Origin of the sequence: Bacillus sp. FJAT-22090 (genome assembly GCF_007676755.1) — a bacterium.
In the GTDB taxonomy this organism is placed as follows: Bacteria; Bacillota; Bacilli; order Bacillales_A; family Planococcaceae; genus Psychrobacillus.
This window is the reverse complement of sequence record NZ_VEBK01000002.1, coordinates 407,131-426,807: the sequence shown is the minus strand read 5'-3', so window position 1 is coordinate 426,807 and position 19,677 is coordinate 407,131. Positions and strand designations below refer to the sequence as shown.

Genomic DNA, 19,677 nt, shown 5'->3' with positions numbered 1-19,677 from the left:
AAACAGCGAAAGCATTTATGTGCTTTCGCTGTTTTTTAGTATTTTTTACAAAACGAAACTTAAACCGAATAACAATGAAGACATTACCATGATTAAAATCATTAAATAGACAACAAGTTTACGAAACTTTTGATTGCGCATGAGACTCTCTCCTTTAGCATGTACTTATATTTTATCAAAAACGAAAAAAATGACAAGAGGTAGCCATTTATTTTGGAAATATGTACAATAGAGTAGAGAATTATTAAACAGTAAGGGGTGCGAAGGAATGGAAAAAGTTGATCATATAGGGATTGCAGTGAGAAGTATTGAAGATTCTCTTCCATATTATACGGAAATACTTGGTTTGAAACTAATACATATTGAAGAAGTTCCTTCTGAGAAAGTGCGAGTAGCTTTTATCGATAGCGGTAATGTGAAACTAGAGTTACTTCAGCCTACTGAAGAGTTGAGTGCTGTACATTCTTTCATTGAAAAAAAAGGAGAAGGCATTCATCATGTTGCTTTTGGAGTTACAAATATTCAGGGTCGTTTAAATGAGCTAAAAGAAAAGGGCATTAAGCTCATTCAAGATACGCCAAAAGTCGGAGCAGGAGGAGCGCAAGTCGCATTTATCCATCCGAAAGCATCTGGTGGCGTTTTATATGAGTTATGTGATAAATCAGGGGGAGCGAAGTAAAATAATGGATATTTATGAAAAAATAAATGATTTATATGACCGTAAACGAACAATAGAATTGGGCGGCGGAGACGAACGTATCGATAAGCAACATGAAAAAGGAAAGCTAACTGCTCGTGAACGAATTGAATTACTCGTAGATAAAGATACGTTTGTCGAGTTAAATCCGTTTATTAAGCATCGAACAGTAGACTTTGGAATGGACAAGCAAGAAGGACCAGGTGACGGGGTTGTTACTGGGTATGGAAAAGTGAATGGGAGACCAATCTATTTATTCTCCCAAGACTTCACCGTATTTGGTGGTGCTCTAGGCGAAATGCATGCGCTAAAAATAGCAAATGTGATGGATTTGGCTGCAAAAAACGGTGCTCCATTTATCGGGCTTAATGATTCAGGTGGAGCTCGTATTCAAGAGGGTGTTGTGTCACTGGACGGCTATGGGCAAATTTTTTATCGTAATGCGATTTATTCTGGAGTTATCCCGCAAATCTCCGTTATTTTAGGACCTTGTGCCGGTGGTGCAGTTTATTCCCCGGCTATTACTGATTTTGTGTTTATGACCGATGAGACGAGCCAAATGTTTATTACTGGACCTAAAGTTATTGAAACGGTGACCGGTGAAAAGATTTCTGCAGAGGATCTAGGTGGGTCAAAAGTACATAACTCGATTAGTGGAAATGCCCATTTTCGTGGGAAAACAGAGGAAGAGGTCCTGGAAAGTGTTCGTTTGCTGCTTAGCTATTTACCACAGAATTTTGAAGAAAAACCATCCATTGTGGATGTCGCAGCAGAGAACGATGATCGTCCAGATTTAGCCGATATTGTGCCATTTGAAGCTATTCGTCCGTATGATATACGAAAAGTAATTGAGCAAGTAGTCGATGCAGATTCATTTTTAGAAATACAAAAAGAATTTGCCAAAAATATCGTGATTGGTTTAGCACGTATTAAAGGAGAAGTCGTGGGACTTGTTTGTAATCAGCCAAAAGTAATGGCTGGAGGACTCGATATCGATTCAAGCGATAAAGCTGCACGATTCATTCGTTTCTGTGATTCATTTAATATCCCAATCATTACTTTTGAAGATGTAACAGGATTTTTCCCAGGTATTAAACAAGAGCATGGAGGAATCATTCGACATGGTGCGAAGATTTTATTTGCCTATTCAGAGGCCACTGTTCCGAAAATGACCGTGATTCTGCGTAAGGCATATGGTGGAGCATATGTAGCGTTGAATTCCAAATCGATTGGTGCGGATGTTGTATTTGCATGGCCAAATGCAGAAATCGCAGTAATGGGACCACAAGGGGCGGCAAATATTATCTTTGCGAGGGAAATTGCTAATAGTGATGATCCTGAGAAAGTACGTGCAGAAAAAATTGAAGAATACCGTGAAAAATTTGCAAACCCGTATGTAGCAGCCTCTATGGGAATGGTCGACGATGTAATTGATCCGCGGGAAACGCGCATTAAGTTAATACAAGCACTGGATATGATGCGCAACAAAAAAGAAACAAGACCAAACAAAAAACACGGGAATATTCCATTATAAAAGGAGAGTATGGATTAGATGAATCGTTTAATAGAAGAATTTTTTGAGTTAGTAAAAATAGATTCCGAAACAAAACACGAGCAAATAATCGCACCGATTTTAATGAATAAATTGGAGGAATTAGGTTTTTCGGTCATCCAAGATGACTCCGCAGAAAGAACAGGACATGGCGCAGGTAACTTGATAGCTACTTTAAAAGGAACAAAAGCGGATGCTGATGCAATTTACTTTACTACACATATGGATACTGTAGTTCCTGGTAAAGGAATTCAGCCTATATTAAAAGAAGATGGCTATATTTATTCAGATGGAACAACTATATTAGGAGCGGACGATAAAGCTGGAATTGCTGCATTATTTGAAGCAATTCGTCGTCTGAATGAACAATCTATTGCTCATGGTGATATCCAAGTTGTCATTACAGCAGGAGAAGAAAGTGGATTGGTTGGAGCAAAAGAAATGGATCCAACATTGCTTACAGCTAAGTATGGTTATGCTATAGATAGCGATGGAACTGTTGAAGGAATCGTTACTGCGGCCCCATTCCAATCAAAACTATGGACAACGATTACCGGTAAAACAGCACATGCAGGAGTGGCACCCGAGAAAGGCATTTCGGCTATCACTTTAGCATCTAAAGCTATTTCTGCAATGAAATTAGGACGTATTGATGGGGAAACGACTGCAAATATTGGTCGTTTTGAAGGTGGACAAGCCACTAATATTGTATGTGATGAAGTGCATATTTTATCGGAAGCTCGTTCGATAAACAAAGAAAAACTAGACGCGCAAGTGGCACATATGGTCGCTACTTTTGCAGAAACAGCAGAAAAACTTGGCGGCACTGCATCTTCAGAAACACAATTAATGTATCCTGGTTTCCGTTTCGAAAACGATCATGAAGTAGTACAAGTAGCGAAAAAAGCTGTGGAAAGGATCGGAAGAACTGCCGATATTAAAACTAGTGGTGGAGGCAGCGATGCGAATGTTTTCGCAGGATTTGGGGTTCCGACGGTTATTTTGTCTGTCGGCTATGAAGAGATTCACACAACAAATGAGCGTATGCCAGTAGAAGAATTAGAAAAGCTTACTGATTTACTAGTAGAAATTGTAAAAGTAGCAGCGGAATAATTTAAACAGGAGGTGCCTTTTATTGTCAAATGAAAAAGTTGTCGTCTTTCAATGTGGTAACGAAGATTATGCCGTTCCAATTGAGCATGTCGTATCAATCGAAAAATTAGAACAGATAAACCCAATTCCACACTTACCGAATTATCTGATCGGATTGATGAAGATTCGTGGAGAACTTGTTCCAATTATCGACTTCGAGCAAATCCTGTACAATCGAAGTGGGGTAAACAATGAGAATGCACGTGTCGTGACGATGCATACGCAAGATATGTCCATTGGAATTCTTGTGAAAGAAGCAAAAGAAATTTTAGATATTGCACAAGAAGACTTAAAGCAAATTGGCTTAGTAAATTACACAAAAACTCGTTATTTTACTGCAGTTGCCAACTTAGAAGACAGGATGATCACCATTGTAGACCCATCCATTCTAGTCCGTTCATTGGAAGGGATTAAAGATATTCAATCATATTTAGAACGCGTTAAAAAGGAAGAACAAGTAAATTCATAATAGTTCTTCACAAATATGTCGGTTGCTGCTTAATAAGTGGTAATCGACTTTTTTTGATTACAAGTGATTGATTTTTTCAGCAAGTGGTAACAGATAACATAAAGTTGTTATAATAAAGGAATACAAAGTTGAGGTGAGATAAGTGCAATCGAAGGCGAGAATTATATTTCATCTTGATATGAATAGTTTCTATGCTTCCGTTGAACAGGCACATGATCCATCTCTGAAAGGGAAAGCGATTGCGGTTGCAGGAAATCCGAAAGAAAGAAGAGGAATTTTAGTAACCTGTTCGTATGAAGCGCGTGCAAAAGGTGTTTATACAACAATGTCCGTTTGGGAAGCTAGACGCAAATGCCCTGAACTGATATTATTGCCTCCCAATTTCGAACGGTATCGAGCGGCATCCAAAGCAATATTTGATATATTGCGTTCATACACGCCACTTGTGGAACCAGTTTCGATAGATGAGGGGTATATGGATGTAAGTGAGGTTGAAATGGGAGAAGATGCGATTGCTTTTGCGGAATCTATTCAACAGCGAATCATTCGGGAGCTAGATTTGCCAAGTTCAATTGGAATTGCACCGAATAAGTTTTTAGCAAAAACAGCATCCAACATGAAAAAGCCGATGGGTATAACTGTTTTGCGCAAAAGGGAAGTAGCAGAAAAACTTTGGCCATTGCCTGTTATTGACATGCATGGTGTAGGGGAGAGTACTGCGAAAAAATTGTCGGAGTTTGGAGTACATACAATAGGAGACTTAGCAAATATAGCTCCTGGTCTTTTAAAAGAAAAGTTAGGAAAAGTCGGAATCAGGCTTTCTGCTCGAGCAAATGGTATAGATAATCGAACAGTTGACCCTGATTCTGTCTTTGATACGAAAAGCGTAGGGAATTCAACAACACTCCCTTATGATGAAACGGATATAGATGAAATTGAAAAAGTGTTACGTAAGCTTTCCAAAAAAGTAGCATCCCGGTTAGATTCAAAAAATTTAGCAGGTCGTTCCATAACCATTCATATTCGAGATGCCAATTGGAAAAATAAAACGAGAAGCAAAACAATAACGAACCGCCTTTTTGAAGAAAAAGAAATTTTTCAGCTAGCCAAAACATTGTTTCAATCCACTTGGAAAGATGAACCCATCCGATTACTCGGCATTACTGTGAATAATGTATTCGATAAAGGAGAATCGGTGGAACAACTCTCTATTTTTAATTTTGAAGAGCATGCAAAAGAAGAGCCAATTCTAAAACTTGTTGAACAGTTGCAAGCCAAGTTCGGAGCAGATAGTATTAAACGAGGGATTAAAGTAAAAAAGAAAGCATCGTTGGAATCTAAAACTAGTTTTAGTAAAGACTTTTTGGATGATCATGAAAGTAGGTGAATAGATGCAATTATTATTTCTAGGAACAGGAGCAGGAATGCCGTCTAAACAACGAAATACAACGGCGACTGCATTAAAAATACTTGAGGAAAGAGGAACATTTTGGTTATTTGATTGCGGTGAAGCGACTCAACATCAAATTTTGCATACAACCCTAAAACCACGTAAATTAGAAAAAATATTTATCACCCATTTACATGGAGATCATATTTATGGACTTCCAGGATTACTTGGATCACGCTCATTTCTAAGTGGAGAGGAAGAGCTTACAATTTTCGGTCCAAATGGCATAAGAGCTTGGATCGAATTGACCTTAACAACCTCCAAGACGCATATTAAATATCCGCTTAATATTATCGAAATTGAGGAAGGCATTATTTTTGAAGATGACCAATTTATTGTCGAAGCAAAACTATTGGAACATGTAATTCCTTGTTTTGGATACAAAGTGACGCAAAAACCGCTTCCTCCTGAGTTATTGATCGGAAAGACAGACGCTTTAGGTGTTCCAAGAGGACCTCTGTTAAAACAATTAAAAGAAGGAAAAGACGTTGAGCTATCTGATGGACGTGTCGTCAAAAGTGCGGATGTGACAGGAGAACCAAAAGAAGGATTCCAAGTAACAATTTTAGGGGACACAAAGTTTTGTGAGAACGCTATCTTGTTAAGTAGAGACTCCGATATTGTCATACATGAAGGAACATTTGACCAATCAACTTCTGAACTTGCAGGATTATATGGTCATTCTACCATTGTAGATGCCGCAAACGTATGTCAAGAAGCGAATGCGAAACACCTAGTTGTCAATCATATAAGCAGTCGATTCATGCCTTCAGATATTAAAGAAATGATTTCGCAAGTCGAGAATTATGATTTCCCGATTTATGTTGCGAGTGATTTTGCAGAATACGAGTGGGCCAATGGCAAGCTAAAAAAGATATCGAGTGAATAACACATCACTCGGTATCTTTATATTTTTTTTCGATTATTACTAAACTAAGCGTCGCGATTGGTCCCATAATAAGTGATAACAAGAACCAATTTAATCCGCTTCTATTTTTTCCTTGTGCAATACCTGCATTTATGAGGGCGAGGGTACCCCAACCGACAAAATAGGAATTATCCATTCGATTGTACACGCCTTTCTGTGTGTTAATTGCTTTCTTCATGAAAGTAGTATCTTACGGATAAGAAATTTGCTGTTTTCGCATGTCACAGATACTTGTTGAACTAGTAAGTTTCACGGTCATTCGTATTGCTGTCCAAGAATACGTGATTTAAGTTGAGCGGCTTCAATGCAGGCAAATATAGCTTCATCCACTTTATGCTGAACAAGCTGTTCAACACCAGCCTCAGTTGTTCCACCAGGACTAGTTACCCTTCTACGAAGTTCCGACGGTTCATCATTTCCTTTTTTAAGCATTTGAGCTGCACCTTCCATCGTTTGGATAAATAATTGACGTGCATCTTCTGAAGACAAACCGTATTGTACGGCCGCTGCTTCAAATTGCTCAGCAAAATAATATAAATAGGCGGGACCACTTCCAGCTAGAGCAGTTACAACATGTAAATCATCCTCATCGACAGTTTTAACCGAGCCAATTCCTTCTAGTATATGAATAATTTCTTGTTTAGAACTTTCTGAAACAAGTTCATTCCAACTAACCGCAGATGCACTTAGTCCTACTGCTGCTGAGGTATTTGGCATGACCCGTGCAATTGGACGACTTCCTAAATATACTGAAATAGTCTGAATGGAAACACCTGCAATGACAGAAATAACTGTTGCCTTTTTGTCTAAAAAAGGTGCTATGTCAGTCAATGCTTCCTTGGCATCTTTTGGTTTCATCGCTAGGAAAACCAAATTCGCTTCACATAAAGCCTTTTTCTCTTTACAAACTATCTGGACATTATAGACTTTTTTCAATTGTTGTAGCTGATGCACATCCGATCTATTCATTACATGAATATGTGCAGGAGAAACTTTACCCTCTTTTGTCAGTCCATTAATAATAGCCTCCGCCATAGCACCAGCGCCAACAAATACGATTTTCGACATGTAAAATCCACTCCTTATATAAAATAAAAAAGCGCTCCCGTCCTATGAATAAGGACGAAAACGCTTGTCTCCGCGGTACCACCTAAATTTGCTGACGAAATCAGCACAACTTACTCCTCCTTATCGCGGGAGGCACGGCTATGTTTACATAGCAGCTCCGAAGTAGGTTCGACATATGAGCGGGAGGTGAAAATTGCAGCTGTTATTTCACTCTCTAGACTCCATCATATATGTACTATTCTTCATCCTAGCTTTTATTTTCTGAATTAATGAAATTATATGTGTGTTCCAAATAAAAGTCAACTTCATTTTAGTGACGTGTCATGGAAAAAGCTGTACAATGTAATGAATAGTCATTCATAAAAAGGGGTTTTCAAATAATGATACACAAAATTACCGTACCAACACCATTTGCAGTAGGAGATGTAAATTCTTATTTATTAAAAGGGGATGCTCTAACATTAATAGACGTTGGTCCTAAAACGGAGGAAGCACTTGCTGCGCTAACTGCAGGAATAAAAGAGGCTGGATATGCATTGTCCGACATTGAACAAGTGCTGCTAACTCATCATCATCCAGATCATGCAGGGTGTGTAGATGCTTTTGAGCAAGCTACTATATTAGGACATGCATATAACCAACCATGGTTAACGAAAGACGAGAAGTTTTTAAAATTCCATGATGAGTTTTATATGCAATGTTTGGTGGAGGAAGGAGTGCCAGAGAGCTATCTAGATTGGGTGGAAAAAATGAAAAGACCGCTTCATTTTATCGGAAACCGACCGCTTCAAACTATTTTAAAAGATGGAGATTGTCTTCCAGGGCATCCTGATTATACAGTACTCGAAACATTGGGGCATGCACAAAGTCATCTTTCCTTTTGGTCAGAGAATGCACGTGTCTTAATCGGAGGAGATTTAATATTAGAGAAAATTTCATCTAACCCACTAATTGAACCCCCGTTACATAAAGGGAAAAGGGCAAAATCAATGCTACAATATAATGCCTCGCTAAAAAGAATTCAAACATTGCCTGTAAAAAAAGTATATAGCGGGCATGGAAATGAAGTGTATGACGTATATGATTTATTGACAACAAGACTCGAAAAGCAAAAAGAACGAGCGATGAAAGTTTTAGATATGATGAAACAAGGGGAAAAAACAATTTATGAGCTTACACAAGAGTTATTTCCAAAAGTGTATGAAAAAGAACTAGGTTTAACACTTTCAGAAACAATCGGTCAAATCGATTACTTAATGGACAATGGATATGTGACAGAACAACGCAATGAGGAAGGCACTCTACTATATGGGCAAGCGTAAAAAAATATGTATAACCGGCGCTACTAGCGGCGTCGGACTTTTGCTTGCAAAAAGTTTACAAGTCGACGGACATGAGGTTTGGGCTATAGGAAGAAATTCGGTTGTCTTAAATGAATTATCGCTACTTGGCATACATACTATACAAACAGATTTGACAGAAGAACAAACCTATGATGAATTATTCCAAGAGATGGGTTTACCAGATACCGTAGTTCTTTGTGCTGGAGTTGGTACCTTTGCTTATTTAACAGATTTAAAAGAGAAGGATATGCAGAAAATGTTAGATGTAAATGTGCTCGCTCCAATGAAGCTGACGAAGTACTTCGCGACGAACATGAAAAAGAAAAGAAGTGGTCACCTGATTTTTGTCGCGTCTCAAGCTGGTAAAGTGGCAACTCCAAAAGCATCCGGATACGCTGCATCAAAACACGCAATACTTGGTTTTGCCAATGCAGTTCGAATGGAACTCAAACAATATAATATTAAAGTAACTACGGTTAACCCAGGTCCAATCGATACTCCATTTCTCGATTTAGCAGATCAAACAGGCAATTACCGCGAAAAAATGAGCAAGCATTTACTTTCTCCAGAAAGAGTAGTTTCCGCTATAGTTAAATCAATAGAATATCCAGTTCGCGAGGTCGATCTTCCATCTTATATGCGTATTTCAAGTAAGCTTTACGCGGTCTTTCCAAAGATGGTTGAAACACTGGGCAAAAGGTTTTTTTATAAAAAATAGTCTTACGTTTTTCATATACCCCCATATTAAAACCGATCAGTTCCTTCTTTAAGGGGGTTTGATCGGTTTTTTTATGGTAGGTTCAGTCTGCTAGTTAAGATACTTTCTCTTGATAACGATTAAGTAAATGATCTAGTTCTTGGCTGATTGAGACGACACGTGGATGGGTAAGTCCCAACTTTTTGGCCATCCTGTACATGTCTTTTCTCTTGATTCCAATTCGAATCAATAATGCTTTTTCGTCCAACAAACTTTTCACAAAAAACTTCCTCCATACTGTGTATTTAGCTTCAGTTCATGAGTGTATGTTCTAGAAGGTAGGGAAGCAACTTGTCCATTGTACGACAGATAAAACGCAAAATTTGTCACATTGCGGAGGGAATAGGGTTTTTTATTAAAATGAATCTAAAGGACTAAATGTTCGTCGAAATGTGGCGTTCTATTAGCAAAGAACACGAATAATTTTATGAGGTTTATGCTCGCATGGGCGAGATTTATGCTCGTATACCGATAGCTTATGATCGGATAGACAATAGGTAGGAGCGGATGGAGTTTTATGCTCTCATGGGCAAGATTTATGTTCGTATACCAATAGCTTATGATCGGATAGACAAGAGGAAGGAGCGGAAGGGGGTTTATGCTCGTATGGGCTAGATTTATGCTCGTATAGCGATAGCTTATGATCGGATAAACAAAAGGTAGGAGCGGAAGGGGGGTTATACTCGTAATGGGCGAGATTTATGTTCGCATACCGATAGCTTATGATCGGATAAACAAAAGGTAGGAGCGGATGGAAGTTTATACTCGTACACGGCGAAAACGGTATGCACAGTCCATGAAAGTCTAAACCAGATAGGAATAATAAGTAGTATCAGATAGACATATAGTAAGTATTATGCCTATATAAGGCGTGATTACTTGTTGAAAGGGGATTAAGTGGATAAGTCGCCAGAACAAAATGAGAAGGAACAACAACTGGAACAGTTCACTGTAAACAATGATGGGAAAAAGCTTACCACCAATCAAGGATTAAAAGTATCAAATGATGAGGAATCCTTAAAAGCTGGAATTCGTGGGCCGACTCTGATAGAGGATTTCCATCTTCGAGAGAAAATTACCCATTTTGACCATGAGCGTATTCCAGAGCGAGTGGTACATGCAAGAGGATATGCTGCTCACGGAGAGTTCGAATTGTATGAATCGATGAAAGAATACACGAAAGCGGGATTTTTGCAAAAAGCTGGTACTAAAACACCTATTTTTACTCGTTTCTCTAATGTTGTTGGTAGCTTAGGATCACCTGATACAGTACGAGATGTAAGAGGATTTGCGGTTAAATTCTATACACAGGAAGGAAATTATGATCTAGTTGGAAATAATATTCCAATATTTTTTATTCAGGATGCGATAAAGTTTCCAGATATTATTCATGCGGTTAAACCAGAACCACATAATGAAATGCCCCAAGCAGCTTCTGCCCATGATACGTTTTGGGATTTTGTTGCAAATAATCAGGAAACCGCCCATATGATCATGTGGCATATGTCTGATCGAACCATACCGAAGAATTTCAGAGTGATGGAAGGGTTTGGTGTAAACACATTTCGTTTTGTCAATGAGGAAGGAATATCTAGATTTGTGAAGTTCCACTGGAAGCCTTTATTAGGGGTACATTCTCTTGTATGGGACGAAGCCCAGAAAATTTCAGGGAAAGATCCAGACTTTCAGCGTCGAGATTTGTGGGAATCAATAGAAAAAGGTAACTTTGCCGAGTATGAACTTGGCGTACAGATGATTGAACAAGCAGATGAATTTAAGTTTGATTTCGATATTCTGGATGCTACAAAACTTTGGCCAGAGGAAATTGTGCCCGTAAAAATTATTGGTAAAATGACATTGAATCGTAATGTTGACAATGTATTTGCTGAAACTGAACAAGTTGCATTTCATCCAGGTAATCTAGTCCCTGGTATAGACTTTACAAATGACCCGCTTTTGCAAGGCCGACTGTTCTCGTATTTAGATACACAGTTATTGCGTCTTGGAGGACCTAATTTTACCGAGATTCCAATCAATCGTGCTATTTGTCCCTTTCATAATAATCAACGAAATGGTTTTAGCCGTCAGACGATAAATGTCGGGCAGGTTAGTTATCATAGAAATTCACTAGCAAATAACACACCTTCCACAAGTACGGCAAAAGAAGGTGGATTTGTTCATTATGAAGAAAAAGTAGAAGGTCGTGTCATCCAGGCAAGAAGTGAATCATTTAATGATCACTTTTCTCAAGCAAGGCTTTTTTGGAACAGTATGTCCCCTCCAGAAAAACAACATATCATTGACGCCTTTTCTTTTGAAGTTGGAAAAGTAAATAATCGTAATGTCAGACAACAAGTTGTAGATATGTTCGTACATGTGGATCAAGAAATGGCCAACATAATTGCAGATAATTTAGGGGTAAATAGACCAATTGGAGAACAATCCCAGGTCACTGCTTCCTCTCCAGCACTCAGTCAAGAAAACACTAGAAAAGTCCCTCAAACTTTAAAAGTGGCTGTGCTTATTGGTAATGACTTTGATCTTAACGAAGTGGAAAAAACGATAAAAACGCTCAGACGCTACGGTGTAGAATATACAATTGTAAGTGAGAAATTCGGCACCATAAGAAGCTCAGATGGACATAAAGTGAGAGTGAATGAGACATTTCTGACAACGGCCCCAGTATTGTTTGATTCTTTGTATGTTGTTGGGGGAAGGGGAAACAATCAAGCGAAGTTGAATGCAGATATCGTATATTTTATAAATGAGGCGTATAAGCATTACAAACCAATCGGTATAGCGACTTCAGGTATTCCTTTTTTTAATGCATCGAATGCAAAAGCAGGACCTGGAATTGAATTTGCAACCAACAATCCGGATTTTGGAAAAGCATTTGTAAATATCATTGCTCAACAACGATTTTGGGATCGAGACATTTACTAGATTAAGTGTAAAATTACTTTTTAACCGTAAAAAATCAATCTATAAGAAAACCGATTACACTTCATGTGAATGTGTAATCGGTTTTTTGATTTTTAAGATGCTAGTTTTTGATATTTATTAAGCAGTTCATCTAACTCTTGGCTACAAGTTACGACTCTAGGGTGTGTAAATCCATAACTTTTAGCTTTTCTATACATGATTTTCCTTTTAATGGCGATTAATATTAATAATGCTTTTTCATCAGGTAAATTCAACACGTTTTTCCTCCAACATAATTTTTTATTTTAAATAGACAATCTTTTATATAATTCATCCATCGACTTTCATATTGTACAATAGTAAAAATGAAAATTTTGTCGTATTGTGCTTAGTCTATAGAATTCACAAACTTGTCACAAGTTTTATGTATATCATATATAGTATGAATTTTATTATCTTTGGTGTGATATGTGTAATGATAATGTTTCCCCGTGTGAAATTTACTTTCTAACTGAGAAAGGATTTTTGTTAGTGTATGGAGAATATTACTAAATATATAAATTATTAATTGGAAGGTGCCGTATTTGTGAAAAATGGAAGAGAAAAGGGTTTAAGTTATTTGAAGCTATCCTATAAAAAGAAATTTTTGAGGACATTATAGTTCACACCCTTTATATTCCTTTTGATTCTTCAAATATTCTATCAAGTCTCTTCGCTGCAAAATAAATATATATTAATGATTGTCATAGGTATGCTTATTGCCCAATTAATTTATACATATATCAGATGGCAAAGTGATGAGCAATTACAATAGAGGCAATACATGGAAAATAAACTGAAGAGAGATTAGTTAGAGTTTCATGCATGTATTTTAACAAAAGGAGGGTATTTATTCTTTTCACTTGATTTTACTAGCAACTTTGTAAGTTGGTATATATATTCAATAAATTTTGATTTGGAAGCTAGAATATTTAAATACTGTTCTGGTAATAATGGGCGAGGTAATCAGTGGACAATTAGGAATAAAGCTATTCGACTTCAGTAAACAATTAATGATTGTTGGGTTGATGATAGGGAATGGATTGTTGCATCGAATGGACTTGATTGCCATGAAACTTCGGATAATACTGGGAGTTTTCAGTTCTCGTGTTGCTACAGTTTGCTGGAGGACCAATATATGTCGATGGTAAAACTGGAGCAATTGCTTTTTTCCATTGGTTTTCATCCATACAATAGGTATATGCCATAATATTAGAAGGTGTCAATTTTAATATATCGGAACCTAAAATTACTTCAGGAGTAGAAGCATTAAAAATGGCTAATATATGCGTGCGATCTTCGGTAGCCATTTGATAATGCCACCAACCTTGTGGAATATTTGCCACTTGACCAGGTGTGATAATGTAGTTTTGGTATTGCTTTGTAAATGGATTGAGTATAGAAATGGCAATTGCACCAGAAACACAGTAGACTAACTCCGCCGCATTTGGATGAAAATGTGGTTCTATATTATTACCAGAGCTGAGAAAAATATCAAGCAAAGATATATTATCTAACGTATTTAATTGTTGAATACCTAAAATGTTCATAAAATTATAATTATCTTTTTTAAAGAAAGGACTTTTATTTACATCAAACGTGAACTGTGTAGTCGGGGAGGTGTAATCGATAGAAGAATCCATAACTCAGACCTACCTTTTTAGCAATTGTAATGTCTTTTCAAAGCACATTCCCTCCATGATATGATTGCAACCTAATTATTGTGCAATATGACTAATATCAAAGTCTTTTTTTCATCAAAAAATTTGTAAGTATTGTACCGTTCCGTTCGACATAGTTAATAGAAATACTGGTAAAATCATGATTTTCAAAAAATACTTTTGCTGTAATACTGGCATATGTCTGTATTTCTTGTAGTTTCAAGTTTCGTGCTTCAGATTCAAGTTTGTAAAGTAAATCCGAAGCGATTCCCTTTCTTTGAAAATCTTTATGTACATAAAGCCTATCCAGTAAACCATCAATTGTTATATCGCAAAATCCAACAATTGTATTATTTATTTTAGCTACATAGGTGATGTTTTCAGATAAACTTTTACTCCAAGCTTTTCTTTTCCATTGGATGTCGTTAAGTGGAGCCCAGGCATCTAATTGATCTTTGGAATAGTCCTTGGTATTCACTGTATGGACAGTGTCATAAAATAAGTGAATGATTTCTTGTATGTCTGTTTTCTTGAACTTTGTGATCTCCATATTTAATCTCTCCACTTGTTAGTTTTTATTTTATTATACTATCATTCAATTAGGAGCTACATATGTCAAAACTAATTAACCTCAAACAGCTTGAAACAATAATAGGAGAAATACATTCAATTACATATCCGAAAAATCAAGGCGCAACTTCAGAAGTAGTATTTCTCCAAACAAGTGCTGGCCAATTTGTAAGTAAAAGTGCAAAAAGAGTAAAGTATAAAGCCTGGCTTTCCAAAGAAGCAGAAGCAATGAAAATATTAAAGGAAGTAACTACTTTGCCTATACCCACATTCTATATATTTATAGAAGGAGTAGAAAGTCAGTTAATTATGAGTTTAGTAGAGGGTATTACACTAAGAGAAGCCCTTTTACATTCAACTTGTGAGAAAGAAAAATTAGTCCTCTTCCAAAGCTTTGGAGCCCTTTTAAAGCAATTACATGAGACAGAGCCACCAGTCCCATGGATTACAGATGAATGTTGGCTAGATAAACAATTACAAAAAGCTACCTATTATCTAGAAAATGATTCGGTAGAAGGTGATAAAAAATTGTTGGAAAAATTGAAAGAATATAAACCCAACTCTACAAAACAAACGTTAATCCACGGTGATTGTACAATTGATAATGTGCTTGTCTCCAATGGAAAAGTGCATACCTTCATCGATTTGGCGGGAACTACCTATGGAGATCCACGTTACGATATTGCATTAGCTACACGGTCAATTAGAGACAATGAAGAAATGTTGCAAGCTTTTTATAAAGGGTATGTTCGGCAAACAATTTCTGTTGAAGAATTTAACTATTTTGATGAAGGATTGTATGAGTTTTTTTGATGAATGCTAAGAAAATTGTAGTAGAATGGAAGGGTGAAACATGATGAACAGTTGGAAAACACTGCGTTCCAGTTATGTATTTAAGACACCATTTGGAAATTTGCGAAAAGATGATTGTGCACTCCCTGATGGACAAGTGATTGAGAATTATTATGTAAATGAATATGCTGACTGGGTAAATGCAATTGTTCTCACAAGAGAGAACAAGATTGTACTCGTCAAACAATACAGATATGCTGCACAAGATTTCTTTTTAGAAATACCTGCTGGTAAACCTGAGAAGAATGAAACATATGAAAGTGCGATATTAAGAGAAGTAAGGGAAGAAACAGGATATATTTCAGATAAGACACCTATTTTATTGGGTGAGTTCTATGTTAATCCAGCAACGCAAACAAATAAAGTAATTACTTTTTTAATTGTAGATGTGTATAAAGCATTTGATCAAGAATTAGATCCTACAGAATTTATAGATGTGCATTTAGTTGATTTAAATGATATGGAGACCATGATCGCTTCAGGTAAAATAAATCAGTTGTTCACAGCGAGTGCTTACTATATGTGTAAACCACATATACACATTAAAGAAAGGTGATATGAATAGGATGAAGCCGAAGATTTTAATAGTTGGAACGTTTCATATGGGTGGTTCATCAGATTTGGTTGAATATAATTTAGATACTGTTTTATCAACGAAAAGACAGATGGAAATAGAAGCTGTCATTCAACAGCTAGAATCTTTTAAACCAAATAAGGTTGCGGTAGAAGCAGTGAAGGAAACGGATCGTGAAATTAATAAAACCTATCACCAATATATGAATAATTCATTGGAATTGGATGCTAACGAAATACACCAAATTGGTTTTCGACTTAGCGCCGCGATGGGGAATGAGAGGATCTATCCTGTCGATTGGATGGGAGATATAGGCCAAAGAGATATTGGAGAAGTTTTGGACTGGGCCAAAACAAATCAGTCCGAATTATATAGATCAATTACGGAAGAATACATCCCGAAATTAATGGAGCTCCCATCAAAAGAACAAACTATCAGGGACATGTTGATCCATATTAATCAAGAAAAAAGAATACAACATGACCATGAACTTTATATGCAAGTTGCACGTATCGGAACTGGAATAGATTATATCGGGGTAGATTGGATGAGATGGTGGTATCAACGGAACTTGATTATTTATTCAAATCTTACAAGCTTGGCTACAAGTGTAAATGACCGAATCCTTTTGCTTATCGGAGCAGCGCATATACATTTAGTAAGACAATTTTTACTAGAAAGTGGTATTTTTGAAGTGGAATCTGCCTTGGATTATTTGCAATAAAAACAATGAGGTAAAAAAATGACAAAGTTAGGATTAATCAGACACGGTATAACCGAGTGGAATGTATTGGGAAGAGCACAAGGAATTTCTGATATTCCTTTAAATACTTTAGGTATAAAACAAGTACAAGCACTCGCTGATAGACTATCTCTAGAAGAATGGGATGTTATTGTCACAAGCGACTTAACACGTGCAAAGGAAACTGCATTTATAATATCGAAGAAATTAAACTTACCTATTGATATTTACGAGAAAAGACTTCGAGAAATTAATTGTGGGAAAATCGAAGGAACAACTGAAGATGAACGCCAACAAAAATGGGGAAGTAATTGGCGTAATTTAGACCTAGGCATGGAGAAATTTGAAAAGGTAGCTAAAAGAGGCTGTGAATTTTTACAAGAAGCAGTAATGACATATAAAGATAAACGCATATTAGTAGTAAGTCATGGTGCATTAATCGGTCTAACCTTACAGCACTTGCTGCCAAAGACATTTCCAAATACATACATAGAGAATACATCCATAACTATTCTTGAAAACGGTAACGATCGATGGGATTGTACGCTATATAATTGCACAAAACATTTAGGAGAGTAAATTTACTAAAGGAGCGAAGAAAATATATAAAATTATTAACAAGTTAATTCTTCTTTTATTGTCCCTCATCATCTTTATAGTAATATGGAACATAATAAATATTATTTTTGTCTCTTTTGTACCATTCAATCCTATCTCTGAACTGATTGTTTCTATAGTAATTGTTTTGATGATACCTATTTCTATGTTTTTGTCGAATATTACATGGACAACAGCTAAAATTTTCTTGCAAGTGAAAGTAAAAAAATGAGTAAGTAAACTCCTAAGTTAGTCAAAAGGAGTTTACTTTTTTGGTTGGAGGGAAAAATTAAATACAAAGAAAGGAAGATTCAAATGAAGCCTATAATGCAATTTGTAATACCAATTTTCACCATAAGTTTGCTTAGTGCATGTACGACTAATAGCGATGTTGAAAAAACTAACAATAATAGTAAAGAGCCGATTTCGGAAGTACAACCAAATACCCCTCAAGTTGAACCACCCAAAAATGAATCAACTCAACCTATGCCAGCTACGACGCAGGCTGAAGTATTAGATGCAATTAATACCGACTTGAAAACCGATTTACCTAAACTGCTTCCAAGCGAAGTACCCTTGGAACAAGGAAAGTATTTAACTGCTAAGACAAAATCGTATGCAAATAGTTATGAAGTTATATTTTACGAAAGCGATGAACAGATTGCGCTAAATCATGAAACGATTCAAGATGGCCAAATTATTGCTCGTCTTAGTGCTCAAAAATATGAGAGTGTGCAGGAGGCTAGTGAACAAATAGCTTTTGAAAACTTCAGTGAGTTGGGTGGACAGCCGATCGATCTAGGGTATGGCATAACTGGATATCAAGATGCTGGGGCAGGTTCGATGTGGACAAGTTGGAATGAAGGTCGTTGGGCAATAGCTGCTCACACACGGACTTCAGAAGGCGAAAGAGGTATAAAGCTTGCCAAGGAGGCTACAGAATTTTTAGAAACCCATACATTGCCTATTCCTAAACCGAACGGATCCGCTCATATTGACGTATACCAATCAGACAATAGAATAACTTGGCAAAAGGAAAATATAGTTTATATGATAGATAAAGTAAAGGATCCAATGAACGCTTTGAAAATTGCCACTTCTATTGAATAGTTTACATGCAAGCATCTCTTTATGTTGTGAGATGCTTTTTACTTGTATTGAAAGGGCAACGATTGTTATCCCGAAAAAGGGATTTAATGATCCTTTGAAGAATAACAATATAAAGCAATTATTCTACAATGCGGAAGCTAAAGGAGTAGTTATTATGCAATTTAGACTAGCCGAAAGAAAAGATATTAATCAGTTAATTCAAATGAGATGGGATTTTACTGTCGATGATAAGGAAATAAAAAAATCTATCAAGTACAATTTTGAGTCATTTAGAATGGAGTGCCAAGCTTTCTTAGAAAATGCCTTGAAGAATGAAACATGGTTTATTTGGGTTGCAGAGGAAGAAGCGAAGATAATATCTCACATTTATATACAGCTAATATCAAAAGTACCGCGACCAGGAAGAATCACATATCCATTTGCATACATGACAAATGTTTATACAATACAAAAATATCGAAACCAAGGAATTGGAAGTAAATTGATCACGACTATTAATGAGTGGGCCAAAAATAATAATTATGAATTTATCATCGTGTGGCCGAGTGAGGACAGTGGTGATTACTATAAGAGAAATGGATATGTTCTTTGTAAAGAACCTATGGAATTTTTTCCTTCTAAAATAGAATATAAATAGGATTTGAAGGGAATGTAATATGAGACTCTTTCATGTTAGTGAGGAAAGTAATATAGAATTCTTTTTGCCTAGAATTCCAACCCGTATGGATTTAGATCAGACAAAAGGGCTTATATGGGCTATTAATGAAAAATGTTTGCCAAATTTTTTGACGCCTAGGAATTGTCCCCGTGTTTGCTACCATGTGGGACCAAATACTTCCGAGACAGATAAGCTAACTTTTTTATCATCCAAATCTACTTCTCATGTAGTAGTAATAGAACAAAAGTGGTTTGAAATAATGCAAAATACGAACTTATATTTATATGAATTTAATGCTAGCGAATTTGAACTTTTGGATGAAAATGCTGGTTATTTTATTAGTGACAAAAAGCAGTTCCCAAAAAATAAAATAGAAATAGGTAATTTATTCACTGCGCTTTTCAGCAGAAATATTGAGTTACGACTGGTCGATAACTTATGGGATATATACGATGAAATCCAAAAGACAACACTGAATTGGTCCATGTGTAGAATGGGCTTCGCACAACCTAGAAAAACGCCTCGTTTAAAATAAT

23 protein-coding genes and 1 other annotated feature are annotated in these 19,677 nt (G+C 36.5%); of the genes, 16 read left to right on the top strand and 7 right to left on the bottom strand.

What is annotated here, in order from left to right:
- Positions 1-45: 45 nt before the first annotated feature.
- Complete coding sequence (prli42, locus tag FS486_RS20060) at positions 46-141, bottom strand: stressosome-associated protein Prli42 (protein ID WP_186321361.1); 96 nt, start codon at positions 139-141, stop codon at positions 46-48.
- 127 nt (positions 142-268) lie between these two features.
- On the opposite strand from prli42, the gene mce reads away from it, so the two are divergent.
- The 6 genes from mce to rnz all read left to right on the top strand — a co-directional run bounded on the left by mce (position 269) and on the right by rnz (position 6,209).
- The gene (mce, locus tag FS486_RS04940; protein ID WP_144510192.1) at positions 269-679 is read left to right on the top strand and encodes a methylmalonyl-CoA epimerase; all 411 of its coding nucleotides are present in this window, start codon (positions 269-271) and stop codon (positions 677-679) included.
- A 4-nt stretch (positions 680-683) separates the two neighbouring features.
- Positions 684-2,231, top strand: coding sequence for an acyl-CoA carboxylase subunit beta (locus FS486_RS04935; protein ID WP_144510191.1), 1,548 nt, complete (start codon positions 684-686; stop codon positions 2,229-2,231).
- A gap of 18 nt (positions 2,232-2,249) precedes the next feature.
- On the top strand, positions 2,250-3,362 hold the full coding sequence (locus FS486_RS04930) for a M20/M25/M40 family metallo-hydrolase (RefSeq protein WP_144510190.1): 1,113 nt from the start codon (positions 2,250-2,252) through the stop codon (positions 3,360-3,362).
- Positions 3,363-3,384: 22 nt separating this feature from the next.
- Entirely contained in the window at positions 3,385-3,870 is a 486-nt protein-coding gene (locus tag FS486_RS04925) for a chemotaxis protein CheW (protein WP_144510189.1), read from the top strand.
- 142 nt (positions 3,871-4,012) lie between these two features.
- The gene (locus FS486_RS04920; RefSeq protein WP_144510188.1) at positions 4,013-5,257 is read left to right on the top strand and encodes a DNA polymerase IV; all 1,245 of its coding nucleotides are present in this window, start codon (positions 4,013-4,015) and stop codon (positions 5,255-5,257) included.
- A gap of 4 nt (positions 5,258-5,261) precedes the next feature.
- Positions 5,262-6,209, top strand: a complete 948-nt coding sequence (rnz, locus tag FS486_RS04915; RefSeq protein WP_144510187.1) for a ribonuclease Z — start codon at positions 5,262-5,264, stop codon at positions 6,207-6,209.
- A gap of 4 nt (positions 6,210-6,213) precedes the next feature.
- On the opposite strand, the gene FS486_RS04910 is transcribed toward rnz, so the two are convergent.
- Together FS486_RS04910 and proC are read right to left on the bottom strand one after the other, a co-directional pair.
- Positions 6,214-6,426 carry a hypothetical protein gene (locus tag FS486_RS04910; protein WP_144510186.1) on the bottom strand — a complete coding sequence of 71 codons (213 nt, stop codon included), beginning with the start codon at positions 6,424-6,426 and terminating at the stop codon, positions 6,214-6,216.
- A 77-nt stretch (positions 6,427-6,503) separates the two neighbouring features.
- Positions 6,504-7,316 (bottom strand): pyrroline-5-carboxylate reductase, encoded by an 813-nt coding sequence (proC, locus tag FS486_RS04905; RefSeq protein WP_144510185.1) that lies wholly within the window; start codon positions 7,314-7,316, stop codon positions 6,504-6,506.
- 47 nt (positions 7,317-7,363) lie between these two features.
- Positions 7,364-7,574 (bottom strand) — a binding site (T-box leader).
- 122 nt (positions 7,575-7,696) lie between these two features.
- Between proC and FS486_RS04900 the strand changes: the two genes are divergently transcribed.
- On the top strand, positions 7,697-8,638 hold the full coding sequence (locus tag FS486_RS04900; protein ID WP_186321360.1) for an MBL fold metallo-hydrolase: 942 nt from the start codon (positions 7,697-7,699) through the stop codon (positions 8,636-8,638).
- Positions 8,625-9,377 carry an SDR family NAD(P)-dependent oxidoreductase gene (locus FS486_RS04895; protein ID WP_144510183.1) on the top strand — a complete coding sequence of 251 codons (753 nt, stop codon included), beginning with the start codon at positions 8,625-8,627 and terminating at the stop codon, positions 9,375-9,377. Before FS486_RS04900 ends, FS486_RS04895 begins: the two co-directional genes overlap by 14 nt.
- Before the next feature lie 94 nt (positions 9,378-9,471).
- Here FS486_RS04895 and FS486_RS04890 read toward each other — a convergent pair whose 3' ends face one another.
- On the bottom strand, positions 9,472-9,636 hold the full coding sequence (locus tag FS486_RS04890; RefSeq protein WP_144510182.1) for an aspartyl-phosphate phosphatase Spo0E family protein: 165 nt from the start codon (positions 9,634-9,636) through the stop codon (positions 9,472-9,474).
- Between the two features lie 677 nt (positions 9,637-10,313).
- Here FS486_RS04890 and FS486_RS04885 point away from each other — a divergent pair.
- On the top strand, positions 10,314-12,359 hold the full coding sequence (locus FS486_RS04885) for a catalase (protein WP_144510181.1): 2,046 nt from the start codon (positions 10,314-10,316) through the stop codon (positions 12,357-12,359).
- Between the two features lie 92 nt (positions 12,360-12,451).
- On the opposite strand, the gene FS486_RS20405 is transcribed toward FS486_RS04885, so the two are convergent.
- The 3 genes from FS486_RS20405 to FS486_RS04870 form a co-directional block, all read right to left on the bottom strand.
- Positions 12,452-12,613, bottom strand: coding sequence for an aspartyl-phosphate phosphatase Spo0E family protein (locus tag FS486_RS20405; RefSeq protein ID WP_260858017.1), 162 nt, complete (start codon positions 12,611-12,613; stop codon positions 12,452-12,454).
- 774 nt (positions 12,614-13,387) lie between these two features.
- Positions 13,388-14,020, bottom strand: a complete 633-nt coding sequence (locus FS486_RS04875; RefSeq protein WP_144510180.1) for a cupin domain-containing protein — start codon at positions 14,018-14,020, stop codon at positions 13,388-13,390.
- Positions 14,021-14,117: 97 nt separating this feature from the next.
- The gene (locus FS486_RS04870; RefSeq protein WP_144510179.1) at positions 14,118-14,588 is read right to left on the bottom strand and encodes a GNAT family N-acetyltransferase; all 471 of its coding nucleotides are present in this window, start codon (positions 14,586-14,588) and stop codon (positions 14,118-14,120) included.
- Positions 14,589-14,650: 62 nt separating this feature from the next.
- Here FS486_RS04870 and FS486_RS04865 point away from each other — a divergent pair, with 62 nt between their 5' ends.
- The 7 genes from FS486_RS04865 to FS486_RS04835 all read left to right on the top strand — a co-directional run bounded on the left by FS486_RS04865 (position 14,651) and on the right by FS486_RS04835 (position 19,676).
- Positions 14,651-15,421 carry an aminoglycoside phosphotransferase family protein gene (locus FS486_RS04865; protein ID WP_144510178.1) on the top strand — a complete coding sequence of 257 codons (771 nt, stop codon included), beginning with the start codon at positions 14,651-14,653 and terminating at the stop codon, positions 15,419-15,421.
- A gap of 40 nt (positions 15,422-15,461) precedes the next feature.
- Complete coding sequence (locus FS486_RS04860; protein ID WP_313956970.1) at positions 15,462-16,016, top strand: NUDIX hydrolase; 555 nt, start codon at positions 15,462-15,464, stop codon at positions 16,014-16,016.
- Positions 16,017-16,026: 10 nt separating this feature from the next.
- A complete protein-coding gene (locus tag FS486_RS04855) occupies positions 16,027-16,758 on the top strand; it encodes a DUF5694 domain-containing protein (RefSeq protein WP_260858016.1) in 732 nt (243 codons plus the stop codon).
- An 18-nt stretch (positions 16,759-16,776) separates the two neighbouring features.
- Positions 16,777-17,355: a histidine phosphatase family protein gene (locus FS486_RS04850; RefSeq protein ID WP_144510176.1), complete on the top strand. Its 579-nt coding sequence runs from the start codon at positions 16,777-16,779 to the stop codon at positions 17,353-17,355.
- Between the two features lie 333 nt (positions 17,356-17,688).
- Complete coding sequence (locus tag FS486_RS04845) at positions 17,689-18,483, top strand: hypothetical protein (RefSeq protein ID WP_144510175.1); 795 nt, start codon at positions 17,689-17,691, stop codon at positions 18,481-18,483.
- A 154-nt stretch (positions 18,484-18,637) separates the two neighbouring features.
- Entirely contained in the window at positions 18,638-19,120 is a 483-nt protein-coding gene (locus FS486_RS04840) for a GNAT family N-acetyltransferase (RefSeq protein ID WP_144510174.1), read from the top strand.
- A 19-nt stretch (positions 19,121-19,139) separates the two neighbouring features.
- A complete protein-coding gene (locus FS486_RS04835) occupies positions 19,140-19,676 on the top strand; it encodes a DUF6886 family protein (RefSeq protein ID WP_144510173.1) in 537 nt (178 codons plus the stop codon).
- Position 19,677: the final 1 nt, after the last annotated feature.

What these genes read in the sequence shown, in the direction of transcription:
- FS486_RS04835 (WP_144510173.1), top strand. Translation starts at nt 19,140, where the DNA reads ATGAGACTCTTTCATGTTAGTGAGGAAAGTAATATAGAATTCTTTTTG.
- FS486_RS04935 (WP_144510191.1), top strand. Translation starts at nt 684, where the DNA reads ATGGATATTTATGAAAAAATAAATGATTTATATGACCGTAAACGAACA.
- FS486_RS04870 (WP_144510179.1), bottom strand. Translation starts at nt 14,588, where the DNA reads ATGGAGATCACAAAGTTCAAGAAAACAGACATACAAGAAATCATTCAC.
- FS486_RS04840 (WP_144510174.1), top strand. Translation starts at nt 18,638, where the DNA reads ATGCAATTTAGACTAGCCGAAAGAAAAGATATTAATCAGTTAATTCAA.
- FS486_RS04845 (WP_144510175.1), top strand. Translation starts at nt 17,689, where the DNA reads ATGAAGCCTATAATGCAATTTGTAATACCAATTTTCACCATAAGTTTG.
- FS486_RS04850 (WP_144510176.1), top strand. Translation starts at nt 16,777, where the DNA reads ATGACAAAGTTAGGATTAATCAGACACGGTATAACCGAGTGGAATGTA.
- FS486_RS04860 (WP_313956970.1), top strand. Translation starts at nt 15,462, where the DNA reads ATGATGAACAGTTGGAAAACACTGCGTTCCAGTTATGTATTTAAGACA.
- FS486_RS04930 (WP_144510190.1), top strand. Translation starts at nt 2,250, where the DNA reads ATGAATCGTTTAATAGAAGAATTTTTTGAGTTAGTAAAAATAGATTCC.
- FS486_RS04875 (WP_144510180.1), bottom strand. Translation starts at nt 14,020, where the DNA reads ATGGATTCTTCTATCGATTACACCTCCCCGACTACACAGTTCACGTTT.
- rnz (WP_144510187.1), top strand. Translation starts at nt 5,262, where the DNA reads ATGCAATTATTATTTCTAGGAACAGGAGCAGGAATGCCGTCTAAACAA.
- proC (WP_144510185.1), bottom strand. Translation starts at nt 7,316, where the DNA reads ATGTCGAAAATCGTATTTGTTGGCGCTGGTGCTATGGCGGAGGCTATT.
- FS486_RS04900 (WP_186321360.1), top strand. Translation starts at nt 7,697, where the DNA reads ATGATACACAAAATTACCGTACCAACACCATTTGCAGTAGGAGATGTA.
- mce (WP_144510192.1), top strand. Translation starts at nt 269, where the DNA reads ATGGAAAAAGTTGATCATATAGGGATTGCAGTGAGAAGTATTGAAGAT.
- FS486_RS04855 (WP_260858016.1), top strand. Translation starts at nt 16,027, where the DNA reads ATGAAGCCGAAGATTTTAATAGTTGGAACGTTTCATATGGGTGGTTCA.
- prli42 (WP_186321361.1), bottom strand. Translation starts at nt 141, where the DNA reads ATGCGCAATCAAAAGTTTCGTAAACTTGTTGTCTATTTAATGATTTTA.
- FS486_RS04865 (WP_144510178.1), top strand. Translation starts at nt 14,651, where the DNA reads ATGTCAAAACTAATTAACCTCAAACAGCTTGAAACAATAATAGGAGAA.
- FS486_RS04895 (WP_144510183.1), top strand. Translation starts at nt 8,625, where the DNA reads ATGGGCAAGCGTAAAAAAATATGTATAACCGGCGCTACTAGCGGCGTC.
- FS486_RS04910 (WP_144510186.1), bottom strand. Translation starts at nt 6,426, where the DNA reads ATGAAGAAAGCAATTAACACACAGAAAGGCGTGTACAATCGAATGGAT.